This is a genomic window from Flavobacterium aquidurense (assembly GCF_001404985.1).
Taxonomy (GTDB): domain Bacteria; phylum Bacteroidota; class Bacteroidia; order Flavobacteriales; family Flavobacteriaceae; genus Flavobacterium; species Flavobacterium aquidurense_B.
This window is the reverse complement of the sequence record NZ_JRLF01000001.1, coordinates 98,307-122,780: the sequence shown is the minus strand read 5'-3', so window position 1 is coordinate 122,780 and position 24,474 is coordinate 98,307. Positions and strand designations below refer to the sequence as shown.

Genomic DNA, 24,474 nt, shown 5'->3' with positions numbered 1-24,474 from the left:
CAAAACAAAAATGGAAAATAGTTTCGAAGATCTGATTGCGAGTTATATTGAAAATAAAGTGGGTATATCAGAACATTTTTTAAGTCCTGAACTGGCAAATCATTTAAAACAAAATTTAATTGATTTAAATCAGAAAAGCTTATTGGTGACAGCAGGAATTGGAAATTCAGAGAAATTGTCTTACGATGGAGCTATCAGAAGTGATTCTATATATTGGTTAGATAAAAAGCATAATAATGTATTTGAAAATGAATTTTTTGAAAAAATTGATGCTTTCATTATCTATCTCAATCAAAGTTGTTATACAGGAATTACAGGCTACGAATTTCATTATTCACTATACGAAACCGGAGATTTTTATTTGAAACATTTAGATCAGTTTAAAAATAATCCAAGCCGAAAATATTCTATGATTAGCTATCTCAACAGCAATTGGCAGGAAAGCGATGGAGGAGAGCTGATGATTCATCAGGAAAATAATAACCAAAAAATTTCACCTACTCAGGGTAAAACGGTTTTCTTTAAAAGCAACGAATTGGTTCATGAAGTCCTGGTTACTCAAAATACCAGAATGAGCATTACTGGTTGGCTTAAAAGTGATTGATTTTTTAAAATGAGAGTTTTTACCGCTAAGCTCGCCAAGGTTTTTTACTTATTGGTATATTGGGAAAGCTAAGTTTACAAAGCTTTGTGTTGAACCTGCTTTACGAACTTTGTGTTTTTATTAAACATCGCTAAATCAAAAAAACATTGCATGATTTGCGGTAAAAAAATAAAACCAAAGGAGTTTAAACACTATTTTTGTGTTCAAAATTTAATTCTATGCTGTTTCTTGTTTTAAGTATTCTTTGTAGTGTAATAGTAGGTGTAATTTTCAAAATAACCCGAAAATACAATGGCAATCCAACACAAATCGTAGCGCTTAATTATGTGACTGCCCTCGCGCTTTGTTATTTTACATATAACCCAAATCTGGCAGAAGTGAATGCTAATGCACTCTGGAACATTTATATTGCAATTGGGTTTCTGTTGCCTTTTGTTTTTCTTTCGCTGGTAGCTTCTATAAAACATATGGGAATTGTAAAAACGGATGCTGCTCAGCGATTATCATTATTTATCCCCATACTTGCCGCCTGGCTTATTTTTAAGGAAGAATTTAATACTTATAAAGTCATTGGGATTGTAATTGGTTTTCTGGCACTTTTATTCATCTTAAGAAAACAATCCGGAAACACGCAAAATAAATGGTTTTTTCCAGCTGCCGTTTTAATTGGTTTTGGAGTTATTGACATCCTTTTTAAACAAATTGCACTTTATACAACTTTACCTTATCCAACATCTTTATTTGTTGTTTTTTGCATTTCTTGTGTTGTAGCGATTTTGATTTCTATTTATGAAATGGCCATTAAAAAAGTAAATTTAGAACCTAAAAATTTGATTTTTGGAGTTTTGGTTGGCGTTTTTAACTTCGGCAATATTCTGTTTTACTTAAAAGCGCATAAGGCTTTCGCCGATAATCCTTCGACAGTTTTTGCCGGAATGAATATGGGCGTTATCATTTTAGGAAGTCTTGTTGGTTTGCTTTTTTTTAAGGAAAAATTATCTAAAATCAATTTTATTGGAATCTTCCTGGCCTTAATTTCTATTATTTTAATTGTTATTTCACAATTTAATTAATTTTTTTTATCTTTTAAAGTATTGGTTTTAAAGGTGTTTTGTGTTATTTTTTATAATATTAAAAATAAACTCGACTAATTCTATAGAATTTATAAATTATATTTATAGATTTGCATTAACAATGAAAAACTATAGTCCAAATATCATCCCGTTTATGTGCAGCTTCACGATGTGTTGCATGAAGAGCGATGCGATGAAATGGCGTTAATTAGAGAAAGTACTTGTTAGTTATTTTTTTTTTAGCCTTTCATGCACCATGAAAGGCTTTTTTTTAGAACTATTAAAAAATTAATGAAATGAGATCAAATAGAAATACAAACATTATGATGCAATGCTGTCTCATGAAAATTCCATGTTGCAATTGCTTTAATTATTAAAAATTAATAAAAATGCTTTTGTGAGGAAGCCTTTTTATAGATCAATTTCTAAATACAATAAACCCAAATTTCAAAAAAATATATATCATGAGTACAGAATTAATAAAACAGAACCCTTTTCAATCCATGATTGATCGCTTTAATATCGCTGCAGATATTTTAAATTTAGATGAATCAATAAGGCAGAAACTGCAACGACCAGAAAAACAAATCGTCGTTAATTTTTCTATTACGCTGGATAATGGTAACCAACAAAATTTCGAAGGATATCGTGTGATTCACAATACGGCTTTAGGTCCGTCAAAAGGAGGAATTCGTTATGATAGCGCAGTAAACCTGGATGAGGTAAAAGCTCTTGCGGCCTGGATGACCTGGAAATCTGCCGTTACAGGAATTCCGTTTGGAGGCGCAAAAGGCGGAATCATTTGTGACCCAAGAACACTTTCGAAAACAGAATTAGAAAAAATTACCAGAGCGTATACAAAAGCATTATCGGATATTTTTGGACCTGAAAAAGATGTTCCCGCTCCGGACATGGGAACTGGTCCTGACGAAATGGGCTGGTTAATGGATGAATTCTCCTTAGTTCATGGTAAAACAATTCATGCTGTTGTAACGGGAAAACATTTGCATTCAGGAGGATCTTTAGGTAGGGTAGAAGCAACCGGAAGAGGTGTAAGTATTATTACACTGCTGGCACTTCAAAAACTAAAACTAAGACCTGCAAGATCCAGTGTTGCAATTCAGGGTTTTGGAAATGTGGGTTTGCATTCGGCTTTGTTTTTGTTCGAAAAAGGACTAAAAGTAGTAGCAGTCAGCGATGTTTATGAAGCTTTTTATAATCCTGAAGGATTAAATATTCCAGAATTAATCCTGTATTACAATCTGAATAATAAAAGTATTAAAGGATATCCAAACTCAGTGGCCATCAAACATGAAGATTTATTGTTATTAGATGTTGATGTGTTGATTCCTGCTGCCAAAGAAGATGTTATTACGCAAAAAAACGCCAATGATATTCGAGCAAAAATTATAGTCGAAGGTGCAAACGGACCGGTTTCTTCTGATGCTGATCAGATATTGCACAATAATAATGTTTTGGTTGTTCCTGACATTTTAGCTAATGCTGGAGGTGTTACGGTTTCTTATTTCGAATGGCTTCAAAACTCACTTTTAGAGTCCTGGAGAATTCACCAGATTAATACCCGTTTAGAGGATATTTTAGAAAAAGGTTTTGAGACTGTTTTTAGAGTTGCAGCAAAACATAACGTAACGCCGCGTATTGCTGCTTACATTATTGCTTTACAAAAAGTAGCCGATACACAATCTGTTAAAGAAGTCGCACTCGATGCGCCAAAGTTCAAACAGAATTAAGTATTAGATAGAAATTGAGAGCGAGATTATTTTCATTGATTCATATTATTCTGATAGAAAAAAATAATATTGATTGATGAAAATATCTTTTCGTTTAAATTACAATGAGTTATTTATGAGTTTTTTACAAATCAAAAAAAAGTAATTTTTAAAAATGGAACATATTAATTTTCTTGCCTTCGCAATGCCTGCTTTTTTCCTCTTTTTATTTTTGGAATTTAAGTTAGCACAGCGTAGAAAAAGACCGGAAATTTTCAATTATGAAAGCTCTGTTTCGAATATTAGTATTGGTATTGCTGAAAGATTAATCAATTTATTCATCGCCGCGAGTTTTTATCAATTGTATTATTGGATATACGATCATTATCGAATTTTTGATATTTCGATAAACATTTTTATTTGGTTTGCCCTGATTCTTGCCACTGATTTCGTTTGGTATTGGTATCACAGATTGAGTCATGAAGTCAATTTTTTCTGGGCGGCACATATAGTACATCATCACAGCGAAGAATTTAATTTTACTGCTGCAGCCAGAATTACAACTTTTCAGGCTATTGTAAGAACAGGGTTTTGGTGCGTGCTTCCGTTTGTTGGTTTTCATCCCTCGATGGTTATTACAATGCTTATTGTTCACGGAGCTTATTCCTTTTTTACACATACCCAGCTTATTGGTAAAATAAAATGGCTGGAATATGTTTTTGTAACACCATCAGTTCATGGTGTTCATCATGCTTCTGATGAGAAATATTTAGATAAAAATTATGGTGATATGTTTACTTTCTGGGACCGTCTTTTTGGGACTTTCCAGGAGGAGGAAGAAAAGCCAAAATACGGATTAACACATCCGCTAAAAAGTTATAGTTTCTTATGGCAGCATTTTCATTATTACTTTGAAATCTATGAATTATGGAAACGATCTGATGGTTTTAAGGCAAAATGGAAAGCCGTTTTTGGAAGCCCGGCTCATATGGATCAGGATATTAGGCCGATATTAGAAAAAAGGTTCCTGCAGGATAAGGAGAATCCTCATCAAAGGCTTCGTTTTAAGAATTATCTCTATGTTCAGTTGGGATTATGTACTTTGTTTCTAACCGTTTTTACCTACTATTTTACCTATTTAGAATTGGTTGATAAGGTCTTTGTTTTATTTATAATTTTAATCACGCTTATTAATTGCGGTGCATTATTAGAACAAAGAAAATGGATTTATTATCTCGAATACGGACGTATATTCATAGTAACGACTTATTTTTTATATCAGGAAGACCTTATTTCGTTTTTCTTTGTTCCGCTGGCGATTATGATTTTTGCTGAGCAGTTATTTTCTTTAAGTACACGATATCAAAATGTGGTGCTGCAATTAGAAGCTTCGGAGTAAAGAATAAAGAATAAAGAATAAAGAATAAAGAATAAAGAATAAAGAATAAAGAATAAAGAATAAAGAATAAAGAGTAAAGAATAAAGAGTAAAGAATAAAGAGTAAAGAATAAAGAGTAAAGAATAAAGAGTAAAGAATAAAGAGTAAAGAGTAAAGAGTAAAGAATAAAGAGTAAAGAATAAAGAGTAAAGAATAAAGAGTAAAGAATAAAGAGTAAAGAATAAAGAATGAAGAATAAAGATTAGAGAGTGAAAAGTACTGTTTTGCCACGAATTACATGAATTATTTATCTCTTTAATACTATAAAAATTAGAGAAAATTAGTGTAATTCGTGGCAATTTTTTTTATTCTTTAATATTTGGCAACCTTTTTTTAAATCGTTTTAATCGCCATAATCTTCTCTTCAAAAGTATCTTTAAAATCTGATTTGCTTTTAATTCTGGTTTTATACGTGTAGATTGTAGCTACAGAAAGTTCAAGAAATTCGGCCATCTGGCTACTATCCTGAATTCCTAATCTGTACAAAGCAAAAATGCGGAGTTCTGTATTTAAAAGTTCTCCTTTTTTAACCACGCATTTGTGATCATTTGGAAATAAATGATTAAAATCAGTCACGAAAGTTGGAAATAACTTCAGAAAGATTTCATCAAATTGATGAAAGAGATTTTCGCGTTCTTCCTTTACATTATAACGCTTTAAACTCGCAATAACTTCATCTGTTTTCTTGGTGATGATTTTATGAAGCGTACTTTTTTGAAGATGATCTATTTTATTAATAAATGCCGAAGTTGCTTTGATAAAATAGGTGATATATTCTTCTTTTATTGCATTTGCTTCGCTCAGGCTAATATTCATTTCCTGAAGCTGGGCATATGACGAGGCCATTATTTTTCGGGCTTTATTTCTTTCTTTTAATTGTTTGAAAATAATAATCGAGAACAAAATAATAATCAATGTCAAGATCGTCAATAAAATAATAATCTTTTCCAGTTTATCGTTTTTGTCTTTTACATTGTTCAGTTGGGCTTTCTCGATAATGGGCAAAATAGATGAAATTTCAATTTTTCGATGTCTTGCATTGTAAAAAGTAGCATCATCCATTGCAATATTTATATACTCATTTGCTTTGTCTAAATACCCCATTTTAAAAAGTTCATTCGCTAAATTTCTAAGCGCAACGGTTTCTTTGGTCGCATTTTTAACATCGGCAATAGCCGCAAGAGCGAGATATTCAATCGCTTTTTTAGTATATCCTCTTTCTGAGTAAATATAACCAAGACTCGAAGTCGCAATTCCGTAATAATCCGGTGGCAGCTTATAGTTATTAATCCAGTAACTAAACGCAAATTCAGCACCACGCCAATCTTGCTGTTTCAGGCGTTTTAAGCTTTCTGCTGCCCAATATTCGTTTGTATTAGTACCAATTAATTCTAAAGCTTTTTGCAGGAAATGATTTCCTTGTTGTACATAATGAATGTTAAAACGCTGATCCCGGTTATAATCGGCTAAATCATAATACGCACGTGCTTTTATAGAATAAAACTCGAATTTGTTTCTCTGGTCAAGCTTTTTATCATCAATAACATTCAGGGTATCGATTGCTTCCTTAAAAAGTCCTGAAGACAATAATACAAAGCCTTCCTTGATTCGGGTTTTAGCAAGGTATTTAGGCTCTTTTAAAACTATGGCTTTAATCTTAGCCTGTTCTAAATAATAATATGCTGAGTCGTATTTAAACGATTTATACTCTTCAAATAACAACATATAATTATCATAGAGTTTTTCGCTGTTTTGACTTAAGGTAAATTTTGAGACGTTTTTTTTTAAGGTTTCTATTTTACGATATTTCTGTTTTAAGTAAATATCCTTTTTAAGGAGTACCTTATCTAATTCTTCCAGAACAGGATTTGTCTCCTTCGCAGTTAGAGAAAAACCTGCAATGAAAAAATACAGAATTACTATTCTTCGCATGTTTTGGTTTGGTTAAGGGTAAAAAAGTTAAAGTTCTGTTTGGGTTAATTCGTTCTTCACTACAAAATTAATTTAAGAGCTGATGATTGGCAACTTTTAAAAATTCGGGCAGTTTCATTTCGTGATCTGTCTGGAAAAGCGGAAATAAAGGGGTGAAAGTGGTTTCGAACTGTTAAAAGTAGTCTAATAACTTGCAATTATACAATAAAAACCAATTAAATATATGTATAGTGAAAAAATAATCTGTTTTAATTTACATATTGTCATTTTTACCATTATTTATATGCTTTTTTTATCTCAACAGAGTCTTGATTTTTGCTTATATAAAAATATTATAAAACATTGATTTTTAATTAATTGAGTGTAAAATTGTTGAGATTTTATCTTGATTTTTTAAAGATGTTTTTTTTTAGATTTATTTAACATCTAGTTTCGTGCTGTTCTTTTAGAAGGATAAAAAAACTAACAAAAACCAAAATTTATGAGATGTAAAAGTATTTACTGGTTAGCTGTTATGATGTGTTTATTTGCAATTTCCTGCGATAACACAGAAGACGGAAGCTACGTTGAACCAATCACTATTTATGAGAAAGTAAATGGAAATTGGGGATTAACAAATTTAAAAATGGTCGATGACTTTGCAAAAGCAAGTAAGATCGAGCCAAGCGAAGAAAACTTGAGTACTTATTTTAACTACGAAGATTTTAAAATAAAATTCAACGTAGATGAAAAGAAGAACCCAACGAGTTATGAAGTTACAGGCAATGTTCCTCCTTTATTTGCCCCAAAAGGATATTGGCAGCTAAGTTCAGACTTCCAGCCAACAAATCCTGGTAACGCTATTAAAATCTACTTGTATAGCGATGCACAAAAAACACAAAAAACAGACGAGTTGAGATTATCATCAGTTCCCGGGAAAAACGGTGAGATGGAAATCCAGTTATCACGTACTTCCGGAGGTGTTGCATTTGTAACTTATGTATTTAAATTAAATGCTATTAAATAAAAAGTAATAGGAAGCCGCCAGGATTGATTCCGTATTATAAAACGGAATTAAGAATTGCGAACCCATATTGCGTTAAAAAAATAAATATTATCTAAGTATGAAAAAATTTATATATACAATTTTACTGGCCTTTATCATGGCTCCTAATTTTTTGCAGGCGCAAGAAACTGCAGGATCGGTGGGCAGTATGTCATCATTTCCTGTGGTATACAAATATGATGAAAAAGTAACCTGGTTCTTTGATTTGTCTGCAACCACATTTGCAGAGAATGAAGATGTTTATATCTGGATCTGGTCACCATCAGAACCAGATGCAGGACATTGGGAAAACTCTTCTGATTTTGCCAAACTGACTCACGTAAAAGATAAAATCTGGAGTTTTACTTTAACTCCAACAGAATATTTTTCCAGAACTGTAGCTCAAATTGCAGCAAGTGACGGGTTTTGGTTTCGTTTAAAAAACAAAAACGGATCAAAACAAAGCGAAGTGGCAAATATGACTTATACTGATTTTTCGTCTTTTTACACGGCTAATGAGCTTATCAGAGCTTATCCTACAAAACCAACAATTGATAAAGGTGTAAGCATTTTGTTTAATGCGAATTTAGCTCCGGGGTTTGCAGGTGCAACAAGTGTACACATACATAGCGGATTAAACGATTGGGATGTGCAGCAAATGTATGAAGCTTCGAAACCTGAAATTGCAGAAAAAACAAAATTAAAAGATTTAGGAAACGGTTTTTATAAAATGGATTTAGTTCCTAAAGACTATTACAATACACCTGATGGTTATGAAATGAAAAATTTAGTATTCCTGATGGTAAAAGACAATTGGGCAGGAACAACTCCTGATCAGGTTTTATTTGCAGGAGCTTATGTGCCGCCGCCACCTCCGGTTTTTGGATTTTTCCCTTTACAAATCAGTCAAAAAGATTTTCTTGGAATGTCAAGAAAAAATAATGAATCCGGTGTAAACAAATTAATCTATACCATTACAGCGGGATCCAAAATAATTTCAGGTGAATTTACAGGAGGAACGGCTGAGATAAAAGGATTTGTCAACTTGGTTTCAGAGCTTAAGGATGTTCCTAATTTAAACGAAATACATGTTTTGGTAAAAGACAATAAAAACAAAACGATTTCGGATACAACGATCCCTCTTAAAACTTTAGACAAATAATTCACGATCAAATTAAAACATCAATTCTAATGAATAGTAAAAATAAAAAAATGGTCCTGCATTATATGTGGACTGCTAAAAATGTGGTATTCATGATTTTCATGCTTTTTCTTTCGGCAGGAATGTTTGCTCAGGAAAAAAAGCAGGTATCAGGTACTGTTTACGATAATACAGGAAGTGTATTGCCGGGTGCAACCGTAATCGAGGTTGGTACAAGAAATGCAACCACAACAGATTTTGACGGAAAATTTTCCTTGTCAGTAGCTGTAGGTGGTTATATAGAAGTATCTTTTATTGGATCAACTACTCAAAAGGTGCTCATAACAGCAGCAACAAAACCAAATATTGATGTTCGTTTGCAAAACGACGGTTATATGCTTGCTGAAGTTCAGGTGGTTTCTGTAGGGTACGGAACACAAAAAAAATCAGATTTAACAGGAGCAATTTCAAGTTTAAAATCAGATGATTTAGTAAAAGGAACCATTTCTTCTACAGAGCAGGTTTTACAAGGAAAAGTGGCGGGACTTAATATCATTCGTCCTTCTGGAGATCCGGCTGCAGGTTCTACGATACGTTTACGTGGAGGAACATCCTTAACAGCAAGCAACAGTCCGCTAATTGTAGTTGATGGTATTGCTGGTGTAGATATCAATATTGTTCAGCCATCAGATATTAAATCTGTAGACGTCCTTAAAGATGCATCGGCAACAGCCATATATGGTTCAAGAGGAGCAAACGGGGTTATTATCATTACAACGAAATCCGGTACAAAAGGAGTTTCTGTAACCTACAGCGGATTATCAAGCGTGGGTTATGTAACAGATAACTTAGATCTTTTATCAGCAAACCAATGGAGAGCATATGTTCGTTCTACAGGAAATACTGATGCCGTTGATTATGGCGGAAATACAAACTGGCAAAAAGCATTACAGCAAACGGCTATTTCTCAATCGCATACTTTGAGTATTAATTCCGGAAAAACAGACAGTGGTTTTAGAACTTCACTTTCTTACCTGAATAATGAAGGGGTTATAAAATCAACAGGTCTTGAAAGATTGAGCGGAAACATTAATGCATATCAATATCTTGGAGATAATAAAGAGGTGAAATTTGATATGGGTTTATTTGCCAATGTTGATAAATGGCATCCGTTGGATTACAGGATTTTTGAACGTTCTTATAATTTAAATCCAACAATTCCGGTGTATGATGCTAACGGAAAATTTTCATCGGTTTCAGGAACTCTTTACGAAAATCCTGTTGAAATTTTAACCAATAGAAAGGTCGATAACGAAAGACACAGATTGTTGGGTTATTTTAAAACTGAAGTAAAGTTTTTAAAAGATTTTCTTGCTGTAGCCAATATATCCTATGAACACAATGCAGTAAAAGGAAGTACTTATAAACCAAGTTACGCAGTTCTGGAAGGAATTACTGAAAATGGTTACGCTCAAAAAACATATACAGAGTTTGCAAATGCACAAGGAGAACTGTATGTAAACTATAATAAAGTAATAGATAAACATACTATTGGCGCTCTTGCCGGATACTCTTATTTAGAGAATATCTATGAAGGTTTTGGGGCACAACGCAGTGGTTTTGTGACAGATGCTTTTAGTTATAACAATCTTGGTGCAGGATATAATTATCGTTTAGGCGATGTGTATTCTTATAAAGGAAAATCAAATTTGGTTTCTTTTTATGCGCGTGCCAATTATTCGTATGATGGTAAATATTTGCTAACCGGTACGGTAAGAAGAGATGGTTCAAGCCGTTTTGGTGAAAACAATAAATGGGGAACATTTCCATCTGCTTCTGTTGCCTGGAAAGTGTCAAGCGAAGAATTTATGAGCAATACAAAAGGCTGGCTGGACAATCTTAAATTTAGAGTTGGTTACGGAGTTACAGGAAATCAGGACGGAATTGGGGAATACAAATCGCTTTCGATCTTAGGAGTTGGAAATGATAGTTACTATGATCCAACTACAGGGACATGGAGTTTAGCTTATTCGCCTAAACAAAATCCGAATCCTGATTTAAAATGGGAATCCACAAAACAATTAAACATAGGTGTTGATTTTAGTTTATTCAACAGAATTACAGGTTCATTCGAATATTATGCTAAAAACACAGATGATTTATTGTATACCTATGAAGTGCCTCAGCCACCATATTTAGTAGGAACAATGTTGGCAAACGTTGGCGAAATGTCGAATAAAGGAGTGGAGCTTACATTGAATGCTGATATTATCAAAGGAGATAAATTCTCATGGAATGCTAATTTGACTTTAGGGCACAACGTTCAAAAAATCGAAAAATTATCAAATCCTACTTATAAAACAGATGTTATTTACAGCGGTTCTCTTCACGGATTAGCGGGAATGTCAGGACAATATTCTCAAATTATTGCCGAAGGTTATCCGGTTGGAACTTTCTGGGGTTTTGAAAGTGCAGGACTTGGCGCTGACGGAAAAATGTTATACTACAATGCTGCCGGAGACAAAGTACTGGATACAGCTTTAGTTGATGACGATAAAAGAGATTTAGGAAACATTCAGCCTGATTTGACTATGGGTGTTGGAATGAATTTTACTTACGGAAATTTTGATCTTGGCGTTTCAGGATACGGAATGTTTGGTCAAAAAGCATTAAATGCCACAAACATGATGTTGAACGATCCTAACAGATTACCCACTTTTAATGTTCCGGATGATTTTCTTGGCAGCCGCATTACATCTGCTCCAAAATACTCCAGTTACTGGATCGAAGATGCTTCTTTCTTCAGGCTTCAAACAGTTTCTGTAGGATATACTTTGCCTTTAAAATATAAAAACTCAAAGCTTAGAATATACCTTATGGGAGAAAACCTTGCTGTATTTACAAGTTATAAAGGCGTAGATCCTGAGATTGGCTTAAATGCGCAGGACGGAATTAATCAAACCGGAAAATTGGATGAAACCGGATTAGCGGCTCCGGGAATTGACAGATATAATAATTATCCTAGGCCAACAACCATTTCTGTTGGATTAAATTTTACGCTAAATAACTAAGCGATTAACTCAAAAATATAGAAAATGAAAATCAAAATAACAGCGGCAATATTAATTAGCATGCTTTTTACGATATCATGTACCAATTTAAATGAAGATTTATATGATAAAGTTGAAGATGGAAATTTTGGGAATACTCCAAAAGAAGTTGATGCATTAGTTGGCGGAGCTTATTCTTCGTTAAGAGGATTTGCAGATGGAATTTCTAATAATTATCCAACTTCTGAATATGTATTCTTTTTAAATGAAACGGTATCAGATGAAGCTACGATCCCAACAAGAGGAACAAACTGGTACGATGGCGGTCAATATCAGGACGCACAAAAACATACCTGGAAAACAGATAACCGCTTGATCCTTTCGGCATGGCGTTATAATTATACCGGAATTGCCAAAATTAATTCGATTCTTTATCAGGTAGATAAATCATCCCTGACAGATGCGGCAAAAGCACCAATTTATGCAGAGTTAAAAGCACTGAGAGCATATTATTACTATAATCTTCTGGATTTATTTGGCAATGTGCCAATCGTAGTAAATTTTGAAGACACCTCTTTGCCATCAAATTCTACCAGAAAACAAGTATATGATTTTGTTGAGAAAGAGTTACTGGATGCAATTCCGCATTTAAATTCAAATATTGTGTATTCTAAATTCACAAAAAACGTAGCCTATTCTTTATTAGCAAGATTGTATCTCAACTCTGAAGCATTTATTGGTACAGCACGTTGGCAGGATTGCATTAATATGTGCCAGAAAGTTACGGGATATACTTTAACGCCTGATTTTTTCGCCAATTTTGCGACACAAAACGAAAAATCTCCAGAGATAATTTTCGCCATTCCTTATGATCAAAAAGCAGGAACAGTAGGTAATTATATGAACTCAATGTCTTGTCATTATCTGCATAAATTAACAATTTCTGCCGGAGGAAATGATTATCCGTGGAGTGCAAACGGAATGTGTGCCCAACCGGGAGTTTATTCGGCTTTTGCTGAAACAGATAAAAGAAGAAAATGTATGGTTGCCGGAGATCAGATTAATGTGGCTACAGGTCAGGTTATTGTAATGGATAACGGAGAACCGCTTACCTATACTGAAGAAGTGACAAGTGTTGCTGATGCTAAAGAAAATCAGGGAGTACGTTTAGGAAAATACGAAATGAAAGCCGGGGAACAATGGGAACGTGATCATGATTTTGTCCTGATTCGTTATGCCGAAATTTTAATGATGCAAGCCGAATGTTACGTTCGTATGGGAGCTGCAGATCTGGCAAAACCTTTTATACAGCAAATTACAGCACGCGCCGGAGAAGAAATGCCAACCACAATCGATCTTAATTTTATAGATAAAGAATTGTTGAAGGAATTTACTTTTGAAGGAAGACGAAGAACAGATAACATCCGTTTTGGAACTTTCTTTCAATCATGGTGGGAAAAAGGACCAACAGAAAAATACAGGGCTATTTTCCCAATCCCGAGTACCGTATTAACTACCAATAAAAATCTGGTACAGAATCCTGGGTATTAGATTAATGAATGTCAGTCTTCTATGTTGGTTAGTCGTAGAAGGCTGACATGTTTTATATTTTTTTCTATCACAGATTAGAGGATTAAAATGATTAAAAAAAAGTTTAACGCAGATTTTGCAGATTAAAGCAGATATAATTTTGATGTATTAATATTAAATCTGTACGATTTGCTTCAATCTATCAGAAACTGCGGGAAATATTTTAGCCACAGATTAAAGGATTAAAAAGGATTAAATTTTTTTGTAAATCTTTAAAACCAGTGAAAAAAAAAATCAGCTAAATCTGCCAAATCTGCGAGAGATAATTTATTCACAGATTAGAGGATTAAAATGATTAAAAAAAAGTTTCACGCAGATTTTGCAGATTAAAGCAGATCCAATTTAGATTTAGTTACAATTAATCTGCAGAATTCGCTTAAATCTTTTTGAATCTGCGTGAAATAATAGAATCACACTGTTAGGAAATAAAATAAGAAATCCTTTTTAATCCTTTTAATCAGTGGTAAAAAAACAAGAATACCACAAGCCAGTCATAAAAATAAATAATACAATATGAAAAGATCTATCACATTATTGTTTTTTGGGATCCTGAATATTTTAGTCGCCACAAGTTGCAGCAGCGATAATAAAGATTCTGATATACCTGCAGAACCGGAAACAATTGAACCTGTTGCGATTGAAAAAACAAATAGCACCAAAATTTATGTTCATTATATGCCTTGGTTTGAAACCAATGAAAGTAGTACCGATAAAAAATGGGGATATCACTGGACAATGGCCAACAAAAATCCTAACAACATTGGCGCAAACAATCGCAGGGAAATTGCGTCTTATTATTATCCGATGATTGGACCTTATCATTCAGGTGATAAAAATGTGATCGAAAATCATTTGTTATTGATGAAATATTCAGGAATCGATGGTGTTCTGATCGATTGGTATGGCACTTTTGATGTAAACGATTATCGAATGGTAAAAGAAAATACAGAAGAGCTTATCTCCATGCTAGACAAAGTTGGGCTTGAATATGCCATTGTTTATGAGGATCGCTTTTTGCCGAATGTAGTAAATGCAGGAAAAGCAATTTCTGTCACTGGTGCTGCAAAAACTGATTTGGCATATTTGCAAAATAACTATTTTGATGATAAGAATTATATCAAAATAAACGGAAAACCGCTGTTGCTGAATTTTGGGCCAATTGTATTGCAAACGCCGGCAGAATGGACAAACGTTTTTAATACGCTGACCACAAAACCTACTTTTTTAACGTTATGGAATGAATCTGCTGATGCTGGAGATAATGCTTCGGGAGAATATGCGTGGGTATATAAAAATAATACCTATCTCACTAATTTTTATACGAATAACAAACCAAAGCTGAATGTTGCAATGGGAAGTGCGTATCCCGGTTTTAAAGATTTTTATGCCGAAGGCGGAGGCGGAGCTGCAATAGGCTGGACAATTGAGCACAATAATGGAGCTACTCTTGATGAAACGCTTTCTATGGCAAAAAATGCGAATCTAAATTACCTGCAGCTCATTACATGGAATGACTTTGGAGAAGGAACAATGTTCGAACCTACAGTAGAATTTGGTTATACCTATATCGAAAAAGTAAAAGCATTTGCAGGGGTTAAAAATACCGAAAGTGTTTTTCCGGATATCAGTGCAATGTATAAACTGCGAGTAGAAAAGAAAGGCAATGCCGATGCCCAGAAAAAATTAGATCAGGCTTTTAATTATTTTGTTTCTATGCAGCCGGCAAAAGCAAAACAGTTACTAAACGAAATTAAATAAGAGTTGTAATTAATACAATTAAATAATGAAAAACATAAAATACAAATACTGTCTAATCGCTTTAGCTTCAATTTTACTATTTGCCTGCAGTACTAAAAAAACATACAAAATAAATTCTCCCGGAAAAAATACCGAATTAGTTTTTGAATTAACTCCTTCTGGTCAGCCTCAATATAGTTTTACATCAAACGGAAAATCAGTTATAGAACCTTCTTTATTAGGATTTGAATTTAAGGGAATCCAAAAAATGACGGATGGTTTTGAAGTGGTTTCTACCGAAGAAAAATCAACAGATGAAACCTGGGAACAGCCTTGGGGTGAATTTAAAAAAGTAAGAGATCACCACAATGAACTAATCGTGCATTTGAAAGAATCAAAAGGAGATGAACGTCTGGTTGATATTATCTTCAGGGTTTTTGATGATGGTGTTGGTTTTCGATACGAATTCCCAAAGCAGCCTCATTTAAATAAAGTAGAAATCTCAAATGAGATTACCCAGTTTACTTTTAAATCTGATAATGATGTCTGGTGGATTCCCGTACATCGCGAAAACAGTTATTACGAAAGTTCATATCGCAAAACGTCTGTTAGTAAAACAGATACGATCAATACACCGGCGACTTTAGAGACTAAAGAAAAATTATTTGTGGCGATTCACGAAGCCAATTTAACTGATTTTACCTCGATGACGTTATTAAAAACAAATAACAAACAATATAAAAGCGAATTGGTGCCTTGGGCAAACGGTGTAAAAGTATATGCTGAAACTCCGTTTAAAACTCCGTGGAGAACTATTGTAGTAGGTAAAACTCCCGGCGAGGTAGCAACATCTGCGATTATGCTGAATCTAAATGAACCTTCAAAAATTGAAGATCTTTCCTGGATTACGCCTTCAAAATATATAGGAATCTGGTGGGGAATGCATTTAGAAAAATATACTTGGGGACAAGGACCAAAACATGGTGCAACTACTAAAAACACAAAAGAATATATAGATTTTGCGGCTAAAAATAATTTAGATGGCGTTCTGGTCGAAGGATGGAACGAAGGCTGGGATGGAGACTGGACTGCAGATGGATCTTCGTTTAGTTTTGTAAAAGCATATCCGGATTTTAATCTGGAAGAAATTACAAAATATGCAGCAATCAAAAATGTTCGTTTAATAGGACATCACGAAACTGCCGGAGCGACCAAACATTACGAAAGCCAGCTAGAAGATGCTTTTAAATTGTATCAGAAAATGGGCGTAAATACCGTAAAAACAGGTTATGTAAATAAATATTTAGATAAAAAAGAATGGCACGATAGCCAATATGGAGCACGTCATTACAGAAAAGTGATGGAAACTGCGGCCAAATATCATATCATGATCGACAATCACGAACCTATAAAAGGAACAGGATTGCAGCGTACATATCCAAACTTTATGACACAGGAAGGTGGAAGAGGACAGGAATATAACGCTTGGTCTGTAGATGGCGGAAACACGCCGGAACATCTGACAACTTTGCCATTTACCAGAATGCTTTCAGGGCCTTTTGATTATACACCCGGGAATTTTAATTTTGATTATAAAACACCTTCGGGAGCCAGAGTACAAACCACCTTGGCAAACCAATTGGCATTGTATGTTATTATTTTCAGTCCGTTGCAAATGGCGTCAGATTTACCGGAGAATTATGAAGGCAAACCTGAATTTCAATTTATAAAAGATGTGCCTTGCAATTGGTCAGATACTAAAGTGCTGGATTCTAAAATTGGTGAGTATACGACAATTGTCCGTAAAGACTGGGAGGAAAAAAACTGGTATTTAGGAGCTATAACAAACAGTTCTGCAAGGGATCTTAAAGTAGATTTATCGTTTTTAGATAAAGGAAAAGAGTATGAAGCCGAAATTTATGCAGACGGAACAGGAGCAAATTACAAGACAAATCCATATCCTGTTACCATTTCAAAACAAAAAGTAAACAGTAAAAAAATACTGAATCTTAAATTGGCAGCTGGAGGAGGAACAGCTATAAAATTTACTCCAATACAAAAATAAGTTAGTTTGTTTATTTAGAGTTAAGTTTGAGCAATAAACCCGATATCTCCGGAAAGGTATCGGGTTTGTTATTTTCAAGTTTCAGGTTTCTGGTTTATTATCAAGATCTTTTCAACTTAGAGACTTAGTAACTTTAAAAAAAAAAATTAATGTTTATAAAACTTAACATGATTTCCAAACGCATAAGTTGCGGTTACGGTTGGACCATTATATCCCCATTTAAAAAAACCGTTTAGTCTTTCTTTCTCAACATCAACCCTAATATTTAATCCTGTATAACCCGCTGTAAGACTAAAATTTTTGTAGACATTGTATAATACCGATACGTTATAACTTAAAATACGTCCGTCGATATCATTGACTTTAAGGGCAAAATAATTTGCATTTACATAAAGTCCCCAATTTTTTGCCAGTACAATCTCTGACCAAATACCCAGATCCGGTAATGGAGCCGTAAAATCAAAATTGTCTCTGTATTCAGCTTGTGCAGTCGCTCCTTCAAGTTTTAAACCAACATCTGCAAACATGACATGCGCCCCTATAAGCGCTCCTATTTCATAAGTAGGTTTCGATACAAAGGCATAACCATATGTAATGCGATAAATTTGATTGTCCAGAAAAGCAGAAACAGTTGCATTAATTGGATAGGTGTGATCCCCAAATTCTATTTCTTTCTGAAGTGTTTTTGTTGCTGTTCGTTTCAAATAAAAATATTCTGCGCCAAGTCTTGATCTTCTTGAAATTCTCCATTCAAAAGCACCGGCAAATGAAACCGTATTTTTTTTAAAGCCAAGATCATTTTCAAAATCTATTAGATTACCAAAATTACCATTATTGCTTCCTACTTCTACTTCGGTATTATTGGTAGGAAAAAATACACCCGCACTAACTTTAAAACGTCGCCCGTGCCATGGTAAATCTTCTGCATCATAATCCTGAACAGGTGTATCTGAATTGGTCTGTAAAATTGGTAAAGATTTTTCTACAGGTATTTCAGCAGTAATCTGTGCGTGAAGTGTGGAGTAGAAAAAGGAAACTATCAAAAAATAAAATAATTTTTTCATGAGACTTATTTTTAGATTTTATTGATAAATTTTTAACAATTAAAGTTAACAAAAAAAATCATTCATTTCTCTTTATTGACTTTATTATTTGAATAATTAACCTGAATATCAATAAATTAAGATTTTTGTTAAAATTAGTTGACATGTCACTCTTTTTTGTAGTTTTGCTTTATGAAAGAATTTGAAGCTGACTTAAATACATACAAACAGGAGATATCAGAGAGTTTTTTCTTTCAGATTCACCGTATTAAACGTGCTATTTTTCGTCATACAAATGCCTTGATGAATGAAGCCGGCATAAACCTGCAGTTAGAACAACTTCCTTTAATTATGATTTTACAGCGTAAGAACCTTTCTCAAAGGGAACTTTCGGATATGACAATGCGGGATAAATCTTCTATTTTAAGAAGTGTAAATGCTTTAGAAAAAAAAGCGCTGGTTGTGGTTCAAAAAGATAAAAGCGACAAACGAAAGAATATCGTAAGTCTTACGGATCAGGGAATTGACTTAGCAAAGAATATTAGAATTTTAATGAATAGGGCAGAAGATGAGGTTTTGGCTGTTTTTTCTGCAAAAGAAAGAGCAGAAGCTTTAGAAACAATCAAAGGTTATGCAGATAAATTAGATACGCTTTAATTGAATAAAAAAGGTTGCCAGAAATTACACAAATTATAACGAAATCCTTACTTACTGCAAGAATAAGCAGAAAACGAATAAGTGAAGTTTGTGTAATTAATGGCTAAAGAAAAATTTACAAAATGAATAAAAACGAATTATTAGAAGGTCCGATACTTTCTTCCTTATTAAAATTGGCAGTTCCTATTATGATTGCCAATTTACTACAAGCTGCCTATCAATTAGTAGATGCTTTTTGGGTGGGGCGTTTAGGAGGAGATGCAGTCGCTGCGGTCTCTGTAAGTACGCCGGTTATTTTCCTGACGATTGCTCTGGGAACAGGTTTGGCAATTGCCGGATCGATACTTATTGCACAATATTTTGGTGCAGGACAACAGGAGATGGTCAATCATGTGGCGGCACAAACGTTATTAATGGTAATTTCGGCATCGATTGTTTTATCGATTATTGGATATTTCCTGAGTCCGTATTTCCTGCAAATTCTAAAAGTAACTCCTGAAGTTTATAAAGATGCTTTGGGCTTTATGCAAATTGCTTTTATCGGATTGGTTTTTAGTTTTAGTTTTATGATTTTTCAATCTGTAATGCGTGGTGTTGGTCGTGTTACTTTGCCGGTTTATATTGTATTGGGAACCGTAATTTTGAATTTTGCTTTAGATCCGTTGTTTATTTTTGGGTGGAATTTTATTCCGGCAATGGGAGTAAAAGGAGCTGCTCTGGCTACTTTATCAACTCAGAGTTTGGCAATTATTATAGGATTTGCCATTTTATTTAGAGGAAAACATGGGATTCATTTACAGTTAAAAGATTTTAAACCGGATTTCAAACATATCAAAAAAGCATTTAAAATTGGTTTCCCATCTTCTATCGAGCAGTCGATGCGCGCAGTTGGTTTAACAGCGATTACTTTTTTGATTGTACATTTTGGAACCACTACGGTGGCTTCTTACGGAGCGGGTTCTAATTTGATTCAGCTCGTTATGATTCCGGCTTTGGGACTTTCGATGGCAATTGCAACTTTAGTAGGACAAAATATTGGCGCCGGAAATATGCTTCGTGCCGGTAGAATAGCAAAATTAGGCGCGTATTTAGGTTTTGGTTTATTAACCGGAATTGGATTAATAGCTTTTGCTTTTGCACCGCATTTAATTGCTTTTTTCGTTCCAAATGAACCTGCTGTTATCGAAGGAGGAACTACTTTTTTACGAATCACTTGTCTTTCCTGGGGATTTCTTGGACTTCAAATGTGTTTATTAGGTGTTTTTAGAGCAGTTGGCAACACAACATTACCTATGATTTTAACACTGGTTTCGCAATGGGTTTTACAGTTTCCGCTGGCTTATATTTTATCACACAATACATCTTTGGGGCCAATTGGTATTTGGTGGGCTTTTCCAATTTCAACTATTGTCACGGCTATCGTTACTATGCTTATTTATGCTAAAGGCGATTGGAAAAAAGAGCGATTAAGCGGTAAAACAAATAAACTTATAGATAAGGTTGAAAAAGAAATTGTTAAGGAAGGTTTTGAATTAAAATAGTTTTTTTTGAAAGCCTTAAAGGTTCAAAGGTACAGAGTAAAAGGGACAAAGATTTTATGTTGAGACGCACTGCTGTGCGTCTTTTTTTTGGTTCAATATTTATGCGCAACCACAATCTTATCATTTTTGTCTATATTTGAGAGTAACTTCTTAAAATAGAACATGGATAAAAAATTAAAACAATACCTGATAAAGTCTTTTGTAATATTAATATTGATTCATTTAGGCTACTTTATATATGGCTTTTATAAGTTTGAAGGAATTGGCAATATCGACATTTATACAGAGTTTTACAGGTTTAAGTTTTATGATGATGTATCGATTTCGCACTTTTTTGTTACGGGATTATTTTTACTTTTCTTTCTGATATTTTTACTAAAAAATCATTCAAAACAAAATTACTCTTTTGGTAATTTGCTTAAAATTGGAGGCATATTATTGCTGATTTCTTTTTTTAGTTTTTCATTTTTTGTGAGTTATAGTTTTGGATTGAATGCAAAAATGAGAACAGAATTATCTGAGAAAAAATTGAATCAGGACAAAGTTTTATTGAATGTTTTGCGTCCTTTTTTGTATAATTATACTTCATATAGCTCTCAGAAATTATTTAATCCAGAAAATATCTTGTATCCAAAACCTTATCCTGTTATTGAGGTGGCAGACAGCACTTTTGTTTCTGGAGAATATTACAGCGTAGATTATACTTATTATAGTATTGATACACTGAAAATGCTTACCGCAGATCTAAATAAAGTTTCGGCTGCAACGAGTACTATTTTGGATCGTATTGGTTTTGGAAAAAAGGAACTTTTAGAGCGGGTAATTAAAAAGAATGTGATAAAAGACAGTACCGAAATTATCTATAAGGGTGAAAGGGTGAATCCGGAATATGATCCAAATATTTGTATATTTCTTGAAAATAAGGCTTTATATAAACCTATTGATGGTGTGGCTATTGAGAAACAACAATATAACGCTGCGGTAAAACGATATAATTTACTTTATAAATACAAGCAAGATTCGCTGTTGTCTAATTTTCAAAAACTGGATACATTATTGCGAAAATACAAAATCGAGACTTTTATTGTTCCTAAAGATTTGACAAAAGATGTGGAGTATTTTAAGAATCACAACGGTGAATTATTAAATGAAATCAGGAATAATTTTGACAGAAAAGCATTGACAGACAAGTTCAATACTTTAGAACGATTATTTTACGAACCCAATTATCTTCATCCTTCTATTATAACGATCTTTTTCAGTGTTGTTACAGGAGCCTGGCTAATTGGTTTTTTAATATATATCGTATTTAATTTTAAACGAAAGATCGCTTAATTATTAAAATTTATACCCTGTTGTAATCAGCTCTCCAATGTACGATTGCTTTTTTGATGGCATCGCCTGTAAGATTATTTTTTAGAGCATCCTCTATAAGTGGCAATAATTCATCGTCTGGTGCAAAACGCAAGGCAAATAGTTGATCATCAGTTAATTTGTATTCAAATTCTTCAAACCTTTGTCCGGTAAGGGTAAAATAACGGTAACGAAGTTCCAGTCTTACAATGCGGTTTTGAAGAATTAGCGCATAATGCTGACGAAGCATAAAGGCCAGACAAAACAAGAATATGAACCCAACGCTTATAAACAACCATATTAGCGTGTCGCTTGTTGTAAAAGCAAAGTAAATACTTGCTGCTAAGAAAATTGTTAAAATGGGATAGTAAACAAAATGATGCGGATTATAAAATCGTATATGATTGTAATAGGTTTGAATTTTCATAATTTTTTGTTTTTTTAGGGGGATTAAAAAACAAAAGCTACCCTAAAAAAATAGAATAGCTTTTTTTCCAAAAATAAACTAACATAACCAATGTTCTCTTTATAATTAAACTTATTAAAGTTTTCTTAGTAATATCTATATTTTAAAAAAAGCCTCAATTGCATGATTATTCTTTTTCATGGCTTTATTTGTGTTTAGTAAAATTAGAGATATTGTAGGATTTTATGTTATATTTTAAAATCGAAATGTTATAAAATTTCAATCTTTTATCAAACTGGCAATAATCTGCCATTCTTCTAATTTAGACTGATAAGTTTTACTGGCGTTCGCGGGACTTGTAGAGGGTAAAGTAATTAGGCGATACGGATTATTTAAATGTACATACTTCTTGAAAAAAGCCGCGGCTTTTTGTCCGTTAAATAATATCGTCTTAATATTAGGATGTTGTTTTAAAAACGTCTCGAAATCATTTGCTGTTTCGTTTTTTATGGCACTGTCTAAACTGCCCACCCTGTCACAAAATTGAAGAACATCCCATACTGCAATTTTGTTTTTTTGCAACAGGGATTTTCTTGTTTCATAGTCTTTCGTAAAATCCTCTTTTAAAATAGTAAACATAAATTTCCAGAAATTATTCTGGTTGTGACCATAATATTGATTTAGTTCTAATGACTTTGTTCCCGGCATTGTGCCCAGAATCAAAATGTTAGCATCATCATTAGATATAGGTGAGAAAGAAAAACTTTTCATGATATATTGATTTGTAATAATAGGAAGGTAATAATTTTTAATGTTAAAATCATAACTCAGAAGTAATTATAAAACAATTTAGAAAAATTATATAACATTTTTCCTGCATCATTGAGCGAACTTTGAACCGTAGATTTTACAAATCTGTTACCACAAAACGGACTTTCTTTTTTTATAAATCTACACTGAAATTAAGTAGAATTTAAATCCTTGCAAAATGAAAATAGTTACTATAAATACAGAAAAAACTCAAAATATTTTTGAAGAGTTAAATAAAAACTTTGGAGGAAAAGTAACTTTTGATTTAGACGAATATACACTTGAAACAAATAATAATTTTGCAAAAGGGTCTATTGTTGGTGCTTCTTTCAATGATAATATTTCATACGTACAATTCGACATGACTTTTTCTGTAGATGTTCGAATGGATATTATAAATGTAAAGTCTTCACCAATATATTTTGCTTATTGTTCTAAGGGAAATTTATCTCATAGTTTTGGCTTGACAGGCGAAGAAAGAGCTTTTAAGACTTTTCAGACTGCGATAGTAACTTCAAAAGAAAAACAGGATAATGTTTTGTTTTTTGAAAAGGATACAAAAACAAAATTCACTTTGATTATTGTTGGAACCCAAAATTCTGTACAAGACCAAATGCATTCATTGAACCAAATGGTAAAAGAAACTTTTTTTGAAAATAATGCCGCTCAGGATTTCTTTTATGTAGGTTCATATAATTTGAAAATCGCAGAAAAAATAGAACAATTAAATGCCGTTACGCAAACCGGAATCGTTAGAAATCTTCTAAAAGAAGGAATTCTAAGAATTATTCTGGCAATGGAGATTCAACAACATACAGACGATCAATGTTCTTTCTCAAAAGATACAAACTGTCTGACTTTACGCGAAATGGAAGAAATCAAAGAACTTTCTGAAGCTATAAAAGCCAATCCAGAAGAAGCTTTTACAATCAAATCGTTAAGCAAAAAATCAGGTTTATCGCCAAACAAACTTCAGGAGGGTTTCAAAATGATCCACAATAGAACCGTAAACGATTATATCACACATATGAGGGTTTTAAAAGCCGAAATTCTAATTAGAACTTCAGACCTGAACATCTCAGAAATTGTGTATTGTATAGGTTTTACGAGTAGAAGTTACTTCTCAAAAATATTCAAACAAAAATTTAACTGCAGTCCAAAAGAATATAAATTCAATTTGAATCCTTTAGCTATAACGGCTTAAGGAGAAGTTCAAAGTTGCAAAGATTCAAAGGGACAAAGATCTTATAGAGACGTACAGCAGTGCACCTTTACAAAAA

18 protein-coding genes are annotated in these 24,474 nt (G+C 33.3%); 14 read left to right on the top strand and 4 right to left on the bottom strand.

Annotated features, from left to right (window positions below):
• The first annotated feature begins 10 nt into the window (after positions 1–10).
• From RC62_RS00480 to RC62_RS00465, 4 genes are all read left to right on the top strand, one after another.
• Complete coding sequence (locus RC62_RS00480) at positions 11–604, top strand: 2OG-Fe(II) oxygenase (protein ID WP_055091550.1); 594 nt, start codon at positions 11–13, stop codon at positions 602–604.
• 218 nt (positions 605–822) lie between these two features.
• Entirely contained in the window at positions 823–1,677 is an 855-nt protein-coding gene (locus RC62_RS00475) for an EamA family transporter (RefSeq protein ID WP_055091547.1), read from the top strand.
• 464 nt (positions 1,678–2,141) lie between these two features.
• Positions 2,142–3,428, top strand: a complete 1,287-nt coding sequence (locus RC62_RS00470; RefSeq protein WP_245176754.1) for a Glu/Leu/Phe/Val family dehydrogenase — start codon at positions 2,142–2,144, stop codon at positions 3,426–3,428.
• Between the two features lie 154 nt (positions 3,429–3,582).
• Entirely contained in the window at positions 3,583–4,806 is a 1,224-nt protein-coding gene (locus RC62_RS00465) for a sterol desaturase family protein (protein ID WP_055091543.1), read from the top strand.
• Positions 4,807–5,178: 372 nt separating this feature from the next.
• On the opposite strand, the gene RC62_RS00460 is transcribed toward RC62_RS00465, so the two are convergent.
• Entirely contained in the window at positions 5,179–6,777 is a 1,599-nt protein-coding gene (locus tag RC62_RS00460) for a DUF6377 domain-containing protein (protein ID WP_055091540.1), read from the bottom strand.
• Between the two features lie 481 nt (positions 6,778–7,258).
• Here RC62_RS00460 and RC62_RS00455 point away from each other — a divergent pair, with 481 nt between their 5' ends.
• The 6 genes from RC62_RS00455 to RC62_RS00430 all read left to right on the top strand — a co-directional run bounded on the left by RC62_RS00455 (position 7,259) and on the right by RC62_RS00430 (position 17,384).
• Positions 7,259–7,783 carry a DUF5004 domain-containing protein gene (locus RC62_RS00455; RefSeq protein WP_055091538.1) on the top strand — a complete coding sequence of 175 codons (525 nt, stop codon included), beginning with the start codon at positions 7,259–7,261 and terminating at the stop codon, positions 7,781–7,783.
• 97 nt (positions 7,784–7,880) lie between these two features.
• On the top strand, positions 7,881–8,963 hold the full coding sequence (locus RC62_RS00450; RefSeq protein ID WP_055091536.1) for a hypothetical protein: 1,083 nt from the start codon (positions 7,881–7,883) through the stop codon (positions 8,961–8,963).
• Positions 8,964–8,992: 29 nt separating this feature from the next.
• Positions 8,993–12,013 carry a SusC/RagA family TonB-linked outer membrane protein gene (locus RC62_RS00445; protein WP_082421184.1) on the top strand — a complete coding sequence of 1,007 codons (3,021 nt, stop codon included), beginning with the start codon at positions 8,993–8,995 and terminating at the stop codon, positions 12,011–12,013.
• Positions 12,014–12,037: 24 nt separating this feature from the next.
• Complete coding sequence (locus RC62_RS00440) at positions 12,038–13,543, top strand: RagB/SusD family nutrient uptake outer membrane protein (RefSeq protein WP_055091534.1); 1,506 nt, start codon at positions 12,038–12,040, stop codon at positions 13,541–13,543.
• A 552-nt stretch (positions 13,544–14,095) separates the two neighbouring features.
• Positions 14,096–15,340 carry a glycoside hydrolase family 71/99-like protein gene (locus RC62_RS00435; RefSeq protein WP_055091532.1) on the top strand — a complete coding sequence of 415 codons (1,245 nt, stop codon included), beginning with the start codon at positions 14,096–14,098 and terminating at the stop codon, positions 15,338–15,340.
• Between the two features lie 25 nt (positions 15,341–15,365).
• A complete protein-coding gene (locus RC62_RS00430) occupies positions 15,366–17,384 on the top strand; it encodes a glycoside hydrolase family 97 protein (protein WP_055091530.1) in 2,019 nt (672 codons plus the stop codon).
• 146 nt (positions 17,385–17,530) lie between these two features.
• Here RC62_RS00430 and RC62_RS00425 read toward each other — a convergent pair whose 3' ends face one another.
• Positions 17,531–18,448: a hypothetical protein gene (locus RC62_RS00425; protein ID WP_055091527.1), complete on the bottom strand. Its 918-nt coding sequence runs from the start codon at positions 18,446–18,448 to the stop codon at positions 17,531–17,533.
• A 171-nt stretch (positions 18,449–18,619) separates the two neighbouring features.
• Between RC62_RS00425 and RC62_RS00420 the strand changes: the two genes are divergently transcribed.
• From RC62_RS00420 to RC62_RS00410, 3 genes are all read left to right on the top strand, one after another.
• Positions 18,620–19,084 (top strand): MarR family winged helix-turn-helix transcriptional regulator, encoded by a 465-nt coding sequence (locus RC62_RS00420; RefSeq protein ID WP_055091525.1) that lies wholly within the window; start codon positions 18,620–18,622, stop codon positions 19,082–19,084.
• Between the two features lie 122 nt (positions 19,085–19,206).
• The gene (locus tag RC62_RS00415; RefSeq protein ID WP_055091523.1) at positions 19,207–20,625 is read left to right on the top strand and encodes an MATE family efflux transporter; all 1,419 of its coding nucleotides are present in this window, start codon (positions 19,207–19,209) and stop codon (positions 20,623–20,625) included.
• A gap of 162 nt (positions 20,626–20,787) precedes the next feature.
• A complete protein-coding gene (locus RC62_RS00410) occupies positions 20,788–21,960 on the top strand; it encodes a hypothetical protein (RefSeq protein WP_055091521.1) in 1,173 nt (390 codons plus the stop codon).
• 10 nt (positions 21,961–21,970) lie between these two features.
• Here RC62_RS00410 and RC62_RS00405 read toward each other — a convergent pair whose 3' ends face one another.
• Both RC62_RS00405 and RC62_RS00400 read right to left on the bottom strand, forming a co-directional pair.
• The gene (locus RC62_RS00405) at positions 21,971–22,405 is read right to left on the bottom strand and encodes a DUF6526 family protein (protein ID WP_055091518.1); all 435 of its coding nucleotides are present in this window, start codon (positions 22,403–22,405) and stop codon (positions 21,971–21,973) included.
• Positions 22,406–22,663: 258 nt separating this feature from the next.
• Positions 22,664–23,155, bottom strand: a complete 492-nt coding sequence (locus RC62_RS00400) for a DNA-deoxyinosine glycosylase (RefSeq protein ID WP_055091516.1) — start codon at positions 23,153–23,155, stop codon at positions 22,664–22,666.
• Positions 23,156–23,372: 217 nt separating this feature from the next.
• On the opposite strand from RC62_RS00400, the gene RC62_RS00395 reads away from it, so the two are divergent.
• Positions 23,373–24,398 (top strand): helix-turn-helix domain-containing protein, encoded by a 1,026-nt coding sequence (locus RC62_RS00395; RefSeq protein WP_055091514.1) that lies wholly within the window; start codon positions 23,373–23,375, stop codon positions 24,396–24,398.
• Positions 24,399–24,474 lie beyond the last annotated feature (76 nt).

Bases quoted from the DNA above. Each gene is read 5' to 3' on its own strand.
- RC62_RS00445 (WP_082421184.1), top strand. From the start codon at position 8,993: ATGAATAGTAAAAATAAAAAAATGGTCCTGCATTATATGTGGACTGCT.
- RC62_RS00450 (WP_055091536.1), top strand. From the start codon at position 7,881: ATGAAAAAATTTATATATACAATTTTACTGGCCTTTATCATGGCTCCT.
- RC62_RS00430 (WP_055091530.1), top strand. From the start codon at position 15,366: ATGAAAAACATAAAATACAAATACTGTCTAATCGCTTTAGCTTCAATT.
- RC62_RS00475 (WP_055091547.1), top strand. From the start codon at position 823: ATGCTGTTTCTTGTTTTAAGTATTCTTTGTAGTGTAATAGTAGGTGTA.
- RC62_RS00455 (WP_055091538.1), top strand. From the start codon at position 7,259: ATGAGATGTAAAAGTATTTACTGGTTAGCTGTTATGATGTGTTTATTT.
- RC62_RS00400 (WP_055091516.1), bottom strand. From the start codon at position 23,155: ATGAAAAGTTTTTCTTTCTCACCTATATCTAATGATGATGCTAACATT.
- RC62_RS00415 (WP_055091523.1), top strand. From the start codon at position 19,207: ATGAATAAAAACGAATTATTAGAAGGTCCGATACTTTCTTCCTTATTA.
- RC62_RS00410 (WP_055091521.1), top strand. From the start codon at position 20,788: ATGGATAAAAAATTAAAACAATACCTGATAAAGTCTTTTGTAATATTA.
- RC62_RS00465 (WP_055091543.1), top strand. From the start codon at position 3,583: ATGGAACATATTAATTTTCTTGCCTTCGCAATGCCTGCTTTTTTCCTC.
- RC62_RS00395 (WP_055091514.1), top strand. From the start codon at position 23,373: ATGAAAATAGTTACTATAAATACAGAAAAAACTCAAAATATTTTTGAA.
- RC62_RS00425 (WP_055091527.1), bottom strand. From the start codon at position 18,448: ATGAAAAAATTATTTTATTTTTTGATAGTTTCCTTTTTCTACTCCACA.
- RC62_RS00440 (WP_055091534.1), top strand. From the start codon at position 12,038: ATGAAAATCAAAATAACAGCGGCAATATTAATTAGCATGCTTTTTACG.
- RC62_RS00405 (WP_055091518.1), bottom strand. From the start codon at position 22,405: ATGAAAATTCAAACCTATTACAATCATATACGATTTTATAATCCGCAT.
- RC62_RS00420 (WP_055091525.1), top strand. From the start codon at position 18,620: ATGAAAGAATTTGAAGCTGACTTAAATACATACAAACAGGAGATATCA.
- RC62_RS00460 (WP_055091540.1), bottom strand. From the start codon at position 6,777: ATGCGAAGAATAGTAATTCTGTATTTTTTCATTGCAGGTTTTTCTCTA.
- RC62_RS00435 (WP_055091532.1), top strand. From the start codon at position 14,096: ATGAAAAGATCTATCACATTATTGTTTTTTGGGATCCTGAATATTTTA.
- RC62_RS00470 (WP_245176754.1), top strand. From the start codon at position 2,142: ATGAGTACAGAATTAATAAAACAGAACCCTTTTCAATCCATGATTGAT.
- RC62_RS00480 (WP_055091550.1), top strand. From the start codon at position 11: ATGGAAAATAGTTTCGAAGATCTGATTGCGAGTTATATTGAAAATAAA.